Genomic DNA, 15,499 nt, shown 5'->3' on the forward strand with positions numbered 1-15,499 from the left:
GCATGGTGATATTGGCGGTGGAAATCATGACTCAGGCACATCCGGCAGATCAGTGAAGCGCCGGGGTCCGGCACAGAAGGGGCGGCATTGTAGCGGGTTGGGGGCGACAAGTATCGGCTAGTGGGCAAACTGTCGAACCATCCCCCCACAGCCTGATATGCTCTGGAGCAAGGAGATAACCATGCCCGATTGCCCTTTTTGCACTCCCTCTAGCAGCTTGCCGGCGATGCCCGATCATCCGCTAGCCCATATCCGTGAGGACCTCTACCCCGTCTCCCGCGGACACTTGCTGATTATACCGAACCGCCACGTAGCAAACTGGTTCGAGCTAAGCAATGAGGAGCAACAAGCCGTCATGGAGCTAGGCAACCAAGCAAAGACGCGGCTAGACAACACCCTTCAACCGGATGGCTATAACATCGGCATTAATTGCGGCCAGGCGGCAGGACAGACAGTCATGCATGTTCACTGCCATCTGATCCCTCGATATAAAGGCGACACCCTAGAGCCACGTGGTGGTGTTCGCGGGGTGATTCCGGAGAAGCAGAGCTACTGACGCCCTAACGCCTCCGCGCCGAAGAACCCCTGAAGATCCGAAAGTTTCTTCAAGTGCCCCATCTTGTGCAAACCGCTGTCAATTAGTGACCGGATAACAAACTGCACATCAATATCGATTTTCTGCTCATGGCAGAATTGTCGAATCAAAGCGGCATAAACCTGCTCATGCTCTCCGAAAAGCACATCACGATTGATGACATGCACCTGATCCGGCACTGACTCATTGATAGAGGCACTACGGATATCCCGTAGCGCCAGCGCCATGGCCATTCTTGCCGTGATATTAGGCGTCACCCTGGTCTGTGACTGGAGGTACTGGAGCTTATCCCAGGTCTTCTTGCTTAGCTGGATTCTGGTTGGAAACATGCTTATCCCGCCTTCCTGGATTGCCAGAAGTAACCTTCAACCGCAGAAGTGCTGCCGGTCTTCGGGTTGTAATCAAGCTGATAGGCCCTGGCCACGTTAGGTGACAGCTGAGCATAAAACTCCTCATCAACTTCCGTATCAGTAGAGAGAATAATCATCTGATGACTCGCCACAGGGAAGTAATTGGATATCAGCTTGGACCGATGCTTGGAATCGAGACGACCGAGGGGTGTATCGATAATCATAGGCAAATGACGACCCGCAGTTTTGGCCAGCGCCTCCAGAATTGAGATGGCAAAGATCTGCCTCTCACCGGCCGACAGCTCATCCTTACCGAGCACACGCCCATCATCATCGAGTAGCGACACATGAAAGCTCTCAGGGTCAATCCTCACTCTCAAGTGAAGGTCATCCTTCCGCGCAAGCCTGGCAAAACAATGACTAAACTGTTCCTCAAGATCAGAAACCTTCTTCTTAGCGGTAACTGAAACGAAGTCCTCAACAAATGCGGAGGTGCGCTCGATGTAGCCCAGCACCCGGCCCTGATCAATACTCTTCCCGGCTTCTGCATACAGCTTGTCGAGCTTTCGAGCTACATCCACCGCATCCTGAGCCAGAATCCGCCCCTCTTCCTTAAGTGTCTCAATGGCATTATCCAGCCCACCGAGCTTGCGCTGCAGGGCCTGCAACGACTCAAAATCGGCACGAACCAACGCATCATCCGGCGCCCGAGCCAGAGATACACCAAGATCATCAAGCTCATCCTCAATAGCCGAGACTCTGGCAAAAAGGTCCGCCATCAACCGGCTTTGTGCTGACGCCTGAGAGAATGAAGCTCGAATTGAGCCGGCTTGCGTAAAGGTCAGGTCATGCACAACCTGTGCCTGACCCGATGACAGCTTTTTAATTGAGTTGGAGAATTCAGCCTGAACAAGACTAAAGGCGTCCGGAGAGAGGCTCTTCTTGAGCCTTTTCTGGATTGCATCCGCCTGAGCCTTAAGCGCTTCAACAGCGGCGGCGCCAGATTGCCCTTGCAAGTCCGCATCAATCTGACTTACCACTCGCTCGGCAAACTCAGCACATAAAGAAAGAGGCGCTGAGTCCGCAAGGAACTCCATTATCTGGCGCTCGATCTGCTGCTTCTCTTCATTCAGGCCACTAAGCCTCTCTTCCAGCCCCTTGCGAGACATCGAGAAATGCCCACCACGGTCAGCCACCACCTTCTCCATAGCGGAGAGGTCCGCCAAAACCGCCGCGCGCTCCTCCCTGAAGGATTCAATCTTAGTGCGAAGAGATGCTGCACCCGACCGAAGCACGTCGAGTTTGGATTCCATACCTTTGATCTGGTCGGTTACATCGGAGGAAAGCGCCAGCTTTGCCACGTTCCGGTTCAGAACAGTCAAATCACCGGAAAGGCGCTCGACGACATCAAGACCAAGTAGTTTCTTGATCGAATATTCCAGCGCAGAGCCACCCGTCTCGTCCGCCAGCTTGGCGATCTTCTCGCCGTCGAAGAAGAACAGTTCAGATACGCCAATCGGGATCAGCTCGTTAAGGAAGCCTTGAGCCTGGTCGTAATTCAACCCCTGAACTTCGGTGCCATTCTCCCAGATCTCAATAAACTCCTTAACCGAGGCACCGGCCTTCTCCCATGACCTCAGTACACGAAACTCGCTTTCCTCGCCCAACTTGGCGTAGGAGAAAACCATCTCGATACTCGCACCTTTTGGCCCGATAGCGCGCCCCCGAGGACGATGAATAGATTCGAGAAGGTACTGGTCGTAGCGCTTCAGAGATACCGCATCCCCCAAAGCAGCCCTTCCATAAAGAACCAGCCGCACGCCGGAAAGGAGGCTTGTTTTCCCGGCACCGTTCAATCCGCCGAAAAGAACAATCGGGCGCATCTCGCCATAGCGGGCACGAGGGGTGAGATCGAAGAAGTTTTCCCCTGCATAGACGCGGTAATCATTTAACTTAAGGCTCTTGATTAGCATTAGCCGAGAAACTCCGAGAACTCTTGCTTGATTTCATCGCTGTATGTCTTGCCAAGCTTGCGAAGGCCGACATTCCGCTGGTTGACCGCTTCTAGCTCTTCCCAGTCCTGCCGGAGAATCTGCTCAAGCGTCTGCAAAATGCCCTTGCGCCGACCAAGCCCAGATACCTGAAGCTCAGCCTCGATCAGCTTGCGAATCAATGCAGCGGGCACGTCATGCTTGACCGCCAGCTCCTCCAGAACAGAGGCATCCAGCTTGGTAAAGGCGCCGGCATCATTCTCGATCCAGTCCAGATCATTCTCAGCGCCATAGACATCCCGATAGATCGCTGGAAGGGAGTCTTCCCAGTCCGGTTCGTTCGGATCTCTCAGCCATTCCTTACGGATTTCATGAAGCTCGGGCCTGGTGATCAATTCAATATCCCGACCGGAGGCTCGAATTTCCTTCTCGATCTCTAGCAGTTCCTTAAGGAACTCTTGCCTTACCTTCATCCAGTAGGGCCCCGGAACATGCCGAACCTCGGTGACGCTATCATCACGAATATCGCCAGCGTTATAAGACACACGGCCGGTGCGCCGCCGATAATTCCGATACTCTTTGGAGTTCTCAGGCTGCCGGGATTGGTAAAGCTTGTTTCTGAACGCCAGCAACGGGCTCATCCAGTCCGCGCCAGACTCAATCAGACCATGCAGTGCCTTCTCATCCGTTACTACCGTACAGGTCCAGCAGCCAAAGCGGCTGTTTCCACAGGATGGCGTGCTCTTATCGATAACAAGAGGGCATTCCCCCTGATTTGAGCCCTTGTATAGCTCAAAAAGCTGCTTGTTTGAGCCGCCCCACGGACAAGGCGCGCTCAGTAGGTACTCCCACACCTCATCCGCAGACCAGTCCTCAATAGGCATGTAGGTGTACGCATTAGGCAAAGATGAATGTCGGCTCAAAGCTGAGCCATCGATCTTGTGCTTGGCGATAACCTGTGCGCGAGAGTTGCTCTCCTGACTTCGGGAGCCAAGTACCACCACCACTTCACCAAACGAAGCGACCTTATCCAAAATGAAGGAGCTTACCGGGTCAATCTTCATCCGCTCAGTACACCAGCGGAAGGTCTGGTTCGGTGCCGGATAGCCCTTACCAATAAGGTTCACCCAGAACGTCTGGTCCGTTTTGGGGTAAACGGGATGGGCGGAAATCGGCAGCTTGTCTTTCTCAGCGGCGGCATTGATGCGATCAAGGGTGGTATTGATCATGTCTACTACGACCGGTGTTTCCACCAGCGTATCGGACGACACAACGTATACATGCTTATGACGCCTAGTCTTGGGGATTCCCTTTACGGCGGCATATATCAACGACAAAACGCAAGTAGAGTCCTTGCCGCCACTGAAGCCAACAATCCAGGGGCGATCATCAGATTGGTAAATGTGCTGGATTTCCCTAACAAGATCGGCGAGCGGACGGCGGCCTAAGGACAGACTAGATAGCATGTCCGCATGCGAGGGAAATATAAACTTCTCATGTGCGGTCATTTGGCAAGATCTCTTTCATATGCTTTTTCGGATGCGCTCAGCTCAAGGCCGAGGGCCATTTTGATGTAGTTTGCTGTAAGAATGACGCTGGTTCGGGCCTTGCTAATTCTGCCATGATGCATGGCTCTTCCTTCCCAGTCTGGGTTGGACCTTGACCAGTCTATTGCCTCTAGCTTTCTAAGAACCTTTTTCCAGTGAGACTCAGGACGGGGAAGAAGATCCGCTCCGATCTGGCCAAGAGCCTGCAGAATAACACCATGCGCATGCACGTACTGCTCACGCAGATCCGCTGATGCGACCTTCTTCTCCAGCGCTCGCTGCCAATCTGGCATATGCGCAGAGACTGAGGCCCAGAAGTCTGCGGCAAGCTTCTTTTCATCTTCCTGAACCACCTCTCCCTTAGCTTTGCTTAATAAAGATCTGGTGGCATTCTTTATGGCGCTCAAAGTGAAAAGCTTAGTGCTCCTATTGGATATACTAGACTTCTCCATTTCAGTGAGACGGGAAAAGACAGGCACGAGCTTGACCATCGCTCGCGCTAGTTCTGCAACATTATCTCTGTGGTCATAAAGGGTGCTAATTGAGTCGCTAGGCCGAACAGCATGCTTATTTAAATCGGCGAACATCTGTTGACTGCGAACCAAGCCTTCGTCGATAAAAAACAGCACTGGAATGTTGTCATAACCAAGCTCGGGGTTCTCGGAAATTGCATGCTCTATGGCTGCACGACGATGCTGGCCATCATTGATTAAAATCTGAGCATCCATGGGTATTGAAAGAATCCCTAGATTCTGGCCTAGTCCAGTATCAGCGCTTGGCTCAAAAAAAACCCGTGCATTTACTGAAGCCGTTATTGCAGAAAGAGTATAATTCCCATGATTTTCAATAAGATACTGAGATATCTCTGGTATTCTAGAGCGATTCAGTTTTCTCTGGGCACGAAGCTCTGGTGGCACCTCATCCTCATTGAAAACGAAAATTTTGGGCACGAGCCGTAAAGGGCACATGGCTACATAGCACGGCCTACCGGCCTGACTGCCTCTGGCTGCAGGGAAAGAATGAACGAACTCATCCATGCGATGCTTCTCCGGAAGTCATTTTCACCTTGGAAGTCAATCATTATGAATAAAACTTCCACGGAGGCAAGCCTTGTTTAGAAAGTGGGATTTTTTTTGCCCCAATGAAGAAACGAAGATTCCTCAAGGGCCAGGAATCTACGCCTTCTTTCTCAGGCCTTTTCGAGCCTCCGCCTTTGGAGTTTATGACGACTGCAAAATGTCGGAGGATGAGCTAACTTGGGCAGCCAAAAAGCTAAAGCAGAAAGCTCTTTCACTTGAAAGGCTTTTCATGTCAATTGAGGCGGAAGGGGATATAAGGCAGGCATTAAAAGTGAGCCATGTCGCCAAGTCTTATCGTATAAAAATCAATGAGACTTCCGCAATTTCTCACAGCAGGATCGACTTTATCACCACAGAAAATGTGGCGGAAATACTACGATTCCTAGACGGGAGCTGGCATATACTTCCTCCTGTATATATAGGCATTACGCACAATCAAACACTAAGAGATCGCTTTCTCCAGCACCGACTAAATTTTTACAACAAGAGCCAACAAGGAAATGTCTTCGGAACAAGGTTGGCCAAGTCGGGATTCTCTTGGGACGATCTTGTTTTTGGCTGCCAAGAGCAAAGTCCAAGTGACTCCATCGCTAGAGACCTGCACGATTTAGAAGATTTATTGCAACTGCTTACGAAACCCATTCTGTCCGTGAGGTAAGTATCGTGAAAAGGCTAGGAACCCAAGAACAATACAACATTCATCATCAGGGAAGCTTTGGTGTCTTCTACTCCGGGAAGTCTTTCCCTATTGCCTTCGTCCAAACAAGCATAAATGCATCCGAAATGGAGGACCTAACATTCGCACGAGAAATCAAGCCTGACGTGGTAGATTTTGACCTACTTCTTCAGCGTGATATTGACGAAGAAAGAATCGCGAAAAAGATTGAGCCCTATCTTACCGGCGGAGAGAAGGGCAACCCAATCATATCAAGCAAGAGCGTCTTCTTCCCTCCCCTTCTCGTAGCAGTTGTCCCAGCTGAGGGCGATCGCATGCTAGAGTATTATGCAGACGAAAAGGTTACAATTGGCCAGGAAATAATAGAGCGAGAGTGGCCGGGGTTTGTAAAACTGACTTTCTTCAAGGGTGATAACGCCTCAAGCTTATCCATCACAGATCCCGCCTCAGGAATCACATACGGTGCCGACAAGGAGCCAGCAAAAATATCTGTTAAAAAGGTAAAAGGACACTCCGAGGGAGTCCACCTTGTTGTCATAGACGGCCAGCACCGACTTTATGCCTTAAGAGAAGTTTACGAGCAAAACAAAGACTTGATTAAAGATCTCGTTATACCCGTATGCATCTTGTTCCCCCCAAATGCCACCAACGCGGCCCAAATAGAAGCTGGAGAGATAAAGCTCCCAAGTGTTAGCGAGGTGTTTAGACATCTTTTTGTCGATGTAAACTCTACAATGGAAAAAGTTGGCGGGCATTTTACGATTTTGCTTTCCGACGAAAACATAGGTCGCCTCGTATGTCGGAAATTCTGTGAGCACGTTCTTTCCGAGAGAGGCCAGAAAGGCCTTTCTGCCATCGAGTGGAATACAAAAAGTCATAAGGAATCATCTCGGATAGTAAAGCCATATTCGATCACCAGCATCGGAATTATTGATCTTGCCCTTAGCGATGAGTTTGGTAAAAATGGAAAAAGAAGAGTAAAACATGGACTCTTAAAGTACGTTGCAGGATTAGAGAATATTTCCAATGAAGTAGCCTCCGATGAGGATGGCCCTGCTGCAGAAGTGGAATGGGATAAATTCTCACTTTCACAAAAACATTTAATTGAGGAGGCAATCAGAAGGAAGATAGTAAGATATCTTGATAAGATATTTTTTGAATCAGATCTTTTTGGTGGAATTTACAAAATATACGCTGAAGAGATCTCCTCGCTTGAGAAAGAAGCCAAAACTGCCGGCGAGCACGGCAAGGACATACGCAATGCTCTTGCCTATATCTTGGATTATCTCCCAATACCAAAAGGCAAGAAGCACGAAGGAGCCAGAATAGAGCTAGACCGATTTTACGACACAGTACAACGAAGAAAGAAGGAAAAATTCTTTAATCTCGGAGACTATGCAATATTCCAAAGGGCCGTAATACACGCTTGGCTCATTTTTATGGATGCTGTGAAAGAGGAGGTGTCTCCGGATACCGCCACTGATCTTTTCATTAATCTGTTCAACCGCGCATGCCAAAGAAATGCGGTGCTTTTTTCACCATCGAATAGATATATGCAGTATTCAGTTTTCTCTAGAGCGAAGATCAAACCAAATAACGATACCAAGAACGCGCTTTCACGGCTAATTCTGGCTCCATTAGGTAGCGATGATTTCATCTCAGGCTTCATGAAAGGCTTTAAAACGGATAACCAGAATGCGCTGATCGCGATTCGCGATAGACTGATGGAGCTTGGCCAGGAATCCGCATCTCATTTCTTGACTGTTTATAGGTCTAACAGAAACAAGGACTTTATATCTGGCTATAAAGTTGATCTCGACAACCTAACAGAAGAGGATAGAGATAATCTAAAGAAGCTTGAGAATATTTATAACAACGATAGGAAGCTTGTAAGAGAGAAAAAGATTCGGAAGCAGGATGTGTCCACGGCTTTCCAGGAGACGGTTAAATCGTTCGTGTACAAGGACGTTGAGGAGGCTGCACTGGAGCTTAAATCAGCACTCTCTTATGAATCAGATATAATTGAAGAAGATGCAGATCAATCTGAAGAATGAAATAAAGCTTTATCTAGCGGATATTGATCTGATGGACGACGATCAGATTGATATGACTTGGCTCGAGCTAACTCAAACACCGGAATCAAGAACGATACTAGTTTTTGGGACGCCATTTCATTTCGAAAGATTTATCAATGCATGCATACCAGGAGACCCGGTATGCATGCATTTCTTCTCAACAAAAATATCCATGAGCGCCATTCCTCAAGCCTCAAGAATTTTGTTTGGGAAAGATCACTCCTGCGGAGTCTCAGTGATAAGCATTAATGAGATAGTATCGTCTCCATATAAAACAATAATTGATTTCGAATCGAACTTTAGTCACGAGAGTCAGTCTGGAATTAGGCAAATAATTCAGAACCCACTCAGCCTAAATAACACGCAGCTTGGCTCACTAATAAGCTGGGATAAGACTCAATTTTGCGAACGAGTATCGGCAGATATCAGACCGGCAGACCTTTTACTCTGTTTTGAAAGAACTTTTTTTAATCACGCTTCAGCAGGTGGCGGAAAAAACTGGATAGGGGGATACTACTTGCCAGGCTTGGAGAAATCAGCCAAGGAAGCATCGCTCCTAATAGAGAATGCAAGATCGGAAGACGTAAGAAAATTCATGTCAGAAAAGGTAAATGCAATTGGAATATACAAGCGAATATTCGATCGCGCCAGAACAGCGCAGGACCATGAATCAATAAGCTATTTGATGTCTTTTTTTTCAGCCTACTTTCTTTCTTGCTCAAAATATACACTCATGCACGACAGAGACTGGAGCATCTCTTTAGTCTATCTGGTTAGATCCATTGAAGAGTATTGCAGAGCACAGCTTTTATTAACCGGGGATGTACAACTATTGCCATCTGGAAAGATCAGGCATCGTGATAAGAACATAAGTGGCGCGGGGCAATATCTATCTGTTCTAACAGACGCCATGAAGCACCAAGTGGACACAGAGGATCGCTATGTTGCCGACATAAGAGAAGCGATAGATACAAGAAACAACCTGAAGCTTGCGCACGGTTTATCTTATGCCAAGGAAGATAAAGTAAAGGCATTAGTAGAAAGCTCATATCATTTCTTCAAGCTATTCGAGAATTACAATAACACTAGTTACTTCGCGATATTATCGAAAATTTCTCCGATTGATGACCAGTATATTAGAATGGAAATAGCCCGATGCTTAGACAAGTCATTGCTTGAATCTCGCCTTTAGCCCCATAGGCGAAGGTATGCCCTAGAGCTACCGCCTCCATCGTCGTCATCTGCTACTGCCGCCACAGCTTGCATTATGCAATCTGGTCCGCTATACCCGTTTACTGCCACGCAAATATAATATACACGGACGGGTATGGGACAACTCACGGACATACCAATTCAACTCTCCTACCGCACCGGACGCGATGATTTGGTTCGGGACTTCCTAATCCCTTGCATGCAGGCCTCGGATCTCTATCGAAGAGCTGCGGGGTACTTCACAAGCTCAGGGCTGGCCTTGGCAGCAAGAGGCGTAGCCAGTCTGGCCTCACGCGGCGGAAGAATACGTCTTGTGGCATCCCCCCACCTTCAACCCGAGGATGTAGAGGCCCTTCAATCCGCATCGGACCGCCCGGCGGAAGCCGTGAGGGCCATTGTCTCAAAGTCCCTCGCTGACATTGAGGACGCCCTTGTTAAAAACAGACTGAATGCACTTGCCTGGTTGGCGGCGGCCGGACTGCTTGAGATCAAGCTAGCCTTGAGACTGGACTCGCAAGGACGCTATGCCCGCGGCATATTCCACGAGAAGATTGGAATCTTCTCAGACAGCGAAGGCAATCATGTTGCCTTCTCTGGCTCCTCCAATGAAACAGCCGGCGGGTTAGTCGAAAACTTCGAAAGCATCAAGGCCTTTTGCTCTTGGCGAGATGCAGAAGGGCGCGTTGAGGAGGAAATTGGCAACTTCGAAGCCCTCTGGAATGACGCGACTCCAGGCTTGCAAGTTCTGGAGTTTAGCAAGGCAGGTCGAGATTTACTGGAGCGCTATCGAGATCCAAATAACCCGCCTCCGGGACTACCAAAGCACAATGTCAATGAGCCTCGCGACACCTCACAATTTCAGCCGCCGCGAAGCTTCAACCTAAGACCTTATCAAGAAGATGCCATCAAAGCCTGGAGCAAAGCAGGAGGGAAAGGCATTCTCGCCATGGCCACAGGCTCCGGGAAGACACTGACTGCCTTAACGCTAGCCAGCAAAGTGGCGGAGAAAAACCATCCAATAACGATACTGATTGTGTGCCCGTTTAAAAATCTTTGCAGGCAGTGGATCAGAGAGATGGCAGCCTTTGGCCTGAACCCCGTCGCCTGCTTCGAAGGGCGCGATCGCTGGCGAGCCGAGCTAGAAGAGGGTTACCAACGACTATCCATCGGACTTTCCAGTGTTCACGCCATTGTGGCGACGAATGCAACTTATGCTAGCGACTCATTCCAGTCGATCATTGGGCCGAGGGTTAGCTCAAACGCAGTCCACCATCTTCTTATTGCGGACGAAGTACATAACCTTGGCGCAGAACGCATCAAGGAGGCGCTTCTCGATGGAATAACATTGCGTCTCGGCCTATCTGCGACCCCGGAGCGCCACCATGACCCTGAAGGCACGTCGTTCGTACTCGACTACTTTGGCGGAATTGTTTACGAGTACTCACTTTCTGAAGCGATACGAGACGGTCGTTTGTGTCAGTACCGCTATCATCCTGTTCCAGTTGAACTAACCGACGAGGAAGCATGCAGCTATGAGGAGATCACAACAAAACTAGGAAAGTTCTTCGCAGCGCGTGATTCTGACAGTGAAGTTCAGCAAGGAGCTATGCATCTTCTAATCAAGCGAGCTCGGCTTCTAGGCGGCGCCACAAACAAAATCACAGCCCTGGATAATGTGCTTTCGTCTTTGCCTGAAAAGCCAAGAAAGGCTATCTTCTACTGCGGGGACGGGTTAACCATGGATTCAATAACGGATAAAGAGACTCGCCAGATACATGCAGTCTCGCGCCTCTTAGGCGAGAAGCACGGACTCAGGGTCAGAAATTTTACATTCAGAGAGTCCACGCAGGAGCGAGAGGAGATACTCCGGGACCTGGCAAGTGGCTTTCTTGATGGGATAGTTGCCATACGCTGTCTTGATGAAGGTATTGATCTACCGGAACTGCAGATGGGATTTCTTCTAGCGAGCTCAACAAATCCGCGCCAGTTTATACAACGCCGCGGCCGCCTTCTGAGAAACTCGCCCGGAAAAACCAGAGCCGTCATATATGATTTTTTTGTTAGCCCTCCCGACCTCGGTGGCTCGCATGACGACTCTACATTCAACATGGAAAGAAGGTTTTTCCAAAGAGAGCTCAGCCGGATTGTAGAATTCTGTCAGATGGCCGAGAATGGGCCGGAATCCATTAATCGCCTACATGCTTTGAGGCTTAAATACAACCTATTGGCGACGTAACCAGCATGAGCACGAACCAGGATGATAAAGATATATTGAAACGCCTTAAGGCGCTTGAGGAGGAAAACAAGAGGCTTCGCGCAGCCCAGAACAATGAGGGCGCAAAGCTGATAGTCACCGAAGGCGATTATAAGGGTTATCCGATTCTGACATTTGAGGGGTCGGTGAGAAGATTTACTCTTGGCTTAACTAAGTTAAAAGCTCTCAAAGAAGCATGGCCTAAAGTCGAGGATTTTCTGCGGCGCCATAGCAATGGTGAGGAAGATGACGACATCAGAATCTAATACCGAATTAGAAGCGGACGGCGACAAGCCAACGAACCGTCACATTACTCGCGCTCAGGAAATATTTAGAAGCTCAAGCCAGGAACATAAGGAGTTAATAAAAAGAATATTGGAAGAGGAGCGCGATGTCATGCATCTGAAACGCCGAAGCGACATACATCAGCGCATCTATGATCATATAAAGCGAGCCATAAAATGATCCTCGAGCGCCTTGTCCTTGAGAACTTTCGGCAATTCAAAGGCCGACAAGAAATAGTGTTCTCTGATCTTCGCGAGAGGAATGTCACGATTGTTCACGCGGAAAACGGGTTTGGCAAGACCACCATCCTTAAATCATTGCTTTGGGTGCTATATGGAAAGGACGGCCTCAAGGATGATTTTGAGAAGCCTGATAGCATAATTCACGAAGGCCTCGCTTATCACTGCAAAGACCCTGATTCCGTTGCTGCGACCGTAGAGCTTGTCTTTAAGCATGAAAATGACCGCTACATATTAACCAGAACGCTTTCCCTTTCAACCCAAAAACTTGACTCTAGTAAAACCTCTCTTTCCCTAGAGGTTATGCGTGACGGGCAAACCATTTCTCTCGATCGTCCCCAACAGCGTATTCAAACGATTGTTCCTGATGGCATTAGCGGATTTTTGTTTTTCAATGGAGAGCGTATTAACTATCTTGCGGAGGAAAGGAATAGTGCTCAGGTTACTGATGCAATACACCAGATGCTTGGCCTTAAATTGCTCAAGACAACAATCGAAGATCTTAAGCACCAGAATGTAAGGGGGAAGCTTCGCGCCGAGCAGAAGGATGCCACAAGCGAAGAAAAGCGAGATCTTATTGATAGGCTCGGCCGGCTCGAACAAGAAACTCATGAGCTCGAAGACTTACGATCTCAGGCGATATTAAACATAAAGTCAATAGACGATGAAATTTCTTCGGTAGATGCAAAACTTGAAGCCAACCAAAAAGCTCGGGAATTACAAGTAAGACGATCAAAACTTATAAAAGAGCGCGAAGAGCTTGGCGAAAGACGAAATGACATTACCCGTAGACTTGCAAAGATTGTTGCCGAAGATGGATACACCTTATTTACCAAAGATTTGATTAATCGCGGCAAAGAGATTTTATCCCGCCTTCGTAGTGAGGGGAAAATTCCTGCAAGAGTATTGAATACTTTTCTAGAGGAGCTGATCGAAAACGGGAAGTGTATTTGTGCACGACACCTTGCTGAAGGAACTCCCGAACGAGCTGCCGTTGAAAGCCTTCTCACTATTGCTGGCGATCAAGACTTTAACAATGCTGTCGGTGTATTAGACCACGCAATCGGCGTTATCGAAGCGAGCTCAAGCCAGACTCAAGAGAACCTTCGCCAGCTAAGCATAGAACGACTTGACCTAGTACGCGACATACGAAATCGTGACGAGGAAATTGAGGAGATTCATCAGATTCTAGGCGGAAAGGATGACGACGAGGTTCAGCACCTTGAAGAGAGCCGAAGGAAGTTCCAGCTCGCTAGAGATGAGCAGCTTTCCAAGCTTGGTGGATTTGAAAGAGATATAGAATCCAGAAAGATAGAGACCTCGGCCATCGAACAGCAGATCCGAAAAATTCAGGACAAAGAGGAGGCTGCGGCCTGCGCGCAACGCCGCGTAGATTCCGTAGAGGATTGCGCCGCAATTCTTGAGAACATCCTGAAAGCGGAGACAGAAGACCTTAGGCCGTTGCTTAATGATGAGATTGGACGTCATTTCCGTAAGATTATGAATAAGGATTATTGGGCCGAACTCACGGAAAACTATACCTTACGCATTCGAAAGCGCGTGCCAGGCTCACTCGAAGATGGTGGTAATTTTGAGATAGACGCAGCACTGAGCACCGGGGAACGCACGGTCACATCTCTTGTCTTCATCGCCAGCCTCGTAGCCTTAGCCAAGCGCCGCTCAGAAATTCCAACCATCCTGAAGGACTTATCAGGGTCTGCCTACCCCGTTGCAATCGACTCTCCATTTGGCTCTCTCAGCATTTTCCGAGATGGCGTAGCGCGCAATATACCTGAGCTAGCGCCGCAGGTATTGCTGCTGGTTAGCCCAGAGCAATATAACGGACAGGTTGAGCGCGCGCTTAATTCAACTGGGCGTGTCGGCAAGCGCTACTATCTTGCTTACCATGGCCCCACCATTCCGGACCGTGCAAACCCCGAGCTTATCGTTAATGGGCATAGTATTCAGCAGTACTTCCCAGACAAGAACGATGAGTACGCTAGAGTTGTGGAGGCCGATCTATGAGGCGTATTCAACGTGATATGTGCCACGAGGAGCTCATAAAGAGTTTAACTTCCGGCGACACCCCCGTTTTCAAAGAGATTTGGAGGGTTTTGTTGTTTGCTGCTGCCCTTGGCATAAAGGACTCAAAGCGTATTCCCATCGAAAAGACTGATAGCGGAAAAGCCATTCCTGACACTTACTTTAATTCGCCTGGCTGGAAGGGCTTCCTCTATTTGATTGGCTTAGCAGACACCGGCGATAGCGCATGTCTGCACGGAGCCGAGGAGGCACAGGACTACCTAGTCACAGCCTTCGAGGAATATGCAAACAATGGCCTTCATATACTCCAAGGCCGACTAGCGTCTTCAGCCTTTCCTTTAGATGACCTGATTTCATTGCTAATTGAGACAGCGCAGCCGACAGCTCCGACCCCCGATGTTAAAGATCTTATTTAGCAGGCAGCAGCATCCATAATATGCTTGGAGATAGTATAAGGCTGGGTCAACACATCCATCTCGAATCTTCCAGCCATGTCTTTTATAGCGGTAACCTCTTCCCCAGCGAGGCCATACAGGAATGATGCCCGTCGCTTCCTCCAGACTCTGACATCGTCCAGACTTTTCCCACATTCCGCAGCTTTACATCAACGCATGACCACTACATCGATCATTCTACCCCACTAGCAAGCAAGCTGATTGCGACAGCTTGCTTGCCAAGCATGGTGTCAGCTGTGATCAGTGCGGCAGCACCCACTGGTCCACTTTGAGACCCTCAGGCGGTGCCACCTGCGCAGAGGACGGGCTGCCCGGGCCATGGCCAGGTGCTATCCAGTTGCCAGGAATATTGCCGAACACTCGCTGCAGCGGCTGGCTTGGTTGACGCCGTGGGTCGTCTTCCACATTGATCGGCCGCCATGCCAGTGCGTCTACGGTCAGGCCATCTTTGGCATTGTCATGATGACAGCTCAAGCAGAAGGAATTGTTAGTGGAGTCTGGGCGCGGCTGACCATAGCGCAACGGGCCTTCGGGGAAATTGATGGCCTCGCGCAAGCCACGGGTGCCGCTCGGGATATTGGCCAAGTGCGCGCCAAAGTCGCGGGTATAGTTAGTAAAGCAGGCATACTGGCTAGAGGCGGCCAACCCGGAGTTGAGCGTCTCACCAACCTGATTGTGAGCCCAGGAAGGATAGCGGC

13 protein-coding genes are annotated in these 15,499 nt (G+C 49.2%); 8 read left to right on the forward strand and 5 right to left on the reverse strand.

Features of this window, described 5'->3' with window-relative positions; translation table 11 throughout:
- Nucleotides 1-181: 181 nt before the first annotated feature.
- Complete coding sequence (locus J1C54_RS15185) at nucleotides 182-556, forward strand: HIT family protein (RefSeq protein ID WP_229149555.1); 375 nt, start codon at nucleotides 182-184, stop codon at nucleotides 554-556.
- Here the strand turns inward: J1C54_RS15185 and J1C54_RS15190 are convergent.
- Genes J1C54_RS15190 through dndB form a run of 4 tightly spaced genes read right to left on the reverse strand, consistent with a single transcriptional unit; the run spans nucleotide 550 to nucleotide 5,520 of the window.
- Nucleotides 550-924, reverse strand: coding sequence for a DndE family protein (locus J1C54_RS15190; protein WP_229149556.1), 375 nt, complete (start codon nucleotides 922-924; stop codon nucleotides 550-552). The two genes, J1C54_RS15185 and J1C54_RS15190, sit on opposite strands and share 7 nt — an antisense overlap.
- A 2-nt stretch (nucleotides 925-926) precedes the next feature.
- Complete coding sequence (gene dndD, locus J1C54_RS15195; protein WP_229149560.1) at nucleotides 927-2,918, reverse strand: DNA sulfur modification protein DndD; 1,992 nt, start codon at nucleotides 2,916-2,918, stop codon at nucleotides 927-929.
- Entirely contained in the window at nucleotides 2,918-4,444 is a 1,527-nt protein-coding gene (gene dndC / locus J1C54_RS15200) for a DNA phosphorothioation system sulfurtransferase DndC (protein WP_229149562.1), read from the reverse strand. The genes dndD and dndC overlap by 1 nt, the downstream gene beginning before the upstream one ends.
- Nucleotides 4,441-5,520 carry a DNA sulfur modification protein DndB gene (gene dndB, locus J1C54_RS15205; RefSeq protein WP_229149565.1) on the reverse strand — a complete coding sequence of 360 codons (1,080 nt, stop codon included), beginning with the start codon at nucleotides 5,518-5,520 and terminating at the stop codon, nucleotides 4,441-4,443. The genes dndC and dndB overlap by 4 nt, the downstream gene beginning before the upstream one ends.
- Before the next feature lie 73 nt (nucleotides 5,521-5,593).
- Here dndB and J1C54_RS15210 point away from each other — a divergent pair, with 73 nt between their 5' ends.
- The 7 genes from J1C54_RS15210 to J1C54_RS15240 all read left to right on the forward strand — a co-directional run bounded on the left by J1C54_RS15210 (nucleotide 5,594) and on the right by J1C54_RS15240 (nucleotide 14,762).
- Nucleotides 5,594-6,220 carry a hypothetical protein gene (locus J1C54_RS15210; RefSeq protein ID WP_229149567.1) on the forward strand — a complete coding sequence of 209 codons (627 nt, stop codon included), beginning with the start codon at nucleotides 5,594-5,596 and terminating at the stop codon, nucleotides 6,218-6,220.
- Nucleotides 6,221-6,225: 5 nt separating this feature from the next.
- Nucleotides 6,226-8,292 (forward strand): hypothetical protein, encoded by a 2,067-nt coding sequence (locus tag J1C54_RS15215; RefSeq protein ID WP_229149568.1) that lies wholly within the window; start codon nucleotides 6,226-6,228, stop codon nucleotides 8,290-8,292.
- Nucleotides 8,261-9,505 (forward strand): hypothetical protein, encoded by a 1,245-nt coding sequence (locus tag J1C54_RS15220; protein WP_229149569.1) that lies wholly within the window; start codon nucleotides 8,261-8,263, stop codon nucleotides 9,503-9,505. The genes J1C54_RS15215 and J1C54_RS15220 overlap by 32 nt, the downstream gene beginning before the upstream one ends.
- A gap of 279 nt (nucleotides 9,506-9,784) precedes the next feature.
- Nucleotides 9,785-11,761, forward strand: a complete 1,977-nt coding sequence (locus tag J1C54_RS15225) for a DNA phosphorothioation system restriction enzyme (protein ID WP_229149570.1) — start codon at nucleotides 9,785-9,787, stop codon at nucleotides 11,759-11,761.
- Between the two features lie 5 nt (nucleotides 11,762-11,766).
- Nucleotides 11,767-12,045 (forward strand): hypothetical protein, encoded by a 279-nt coding sequence (locus tag J1C54_RS15230; protein WP_229149571.1) that lies wholly within the window; start codon nucleotides 11,767-11,769, stop codon nucleotides 12,043-12,045.
- A gap of 195 nt (nucleotides 12,046-12,240) precedes the next feature.
- Nucleotides 12,241-14,328, forward strand: coding sequence for an AAA family ATPase (locus tag J1C54_RS15235; protein ID WP_229149572.1), 2,088 nt, complete (start codon nucleotides 12,241-12,243; stop codon nucleotides 14,326-14,328).
- Nucleotides 14,325-14,762, forward strand: coding sequence for a DNA phosphorothioation-associated protein 4 (locus J1C54_RS15240; protein WP_229149573.1), 438 nt, complete (start codon nucleotides 14,325-14,327; stop codon nucleotides 14,760-14,762). Before J1C54_RS15235 ends, J1C54_RS15240 begins: the two co-directional genes overlap by 4 nt.
- 279 nt (nucleotides 14,763-15,041) lie before the next feature.
- Here J1C54_RS15240 and J1C54_RS15245 read toward each other — a convergent pair.
- Nucleotides 15,042-15,499 (reverse strand): hypothetical protein (locus tag J1C54_RS15245; protein ID WP_229149574.1); only part of this gene is annotated, 458 nt, incomplete at its 5' end.

Origin of the sequence: Alcanivorax sp. 1008, assembly GCF_020667895.1 — a bacterium.
Lineage (GTDB): Bacteria > Pseudomonadota > Gammaproteobacteria > Pseudomonadales > Alcanivoracaceae > PGZG01.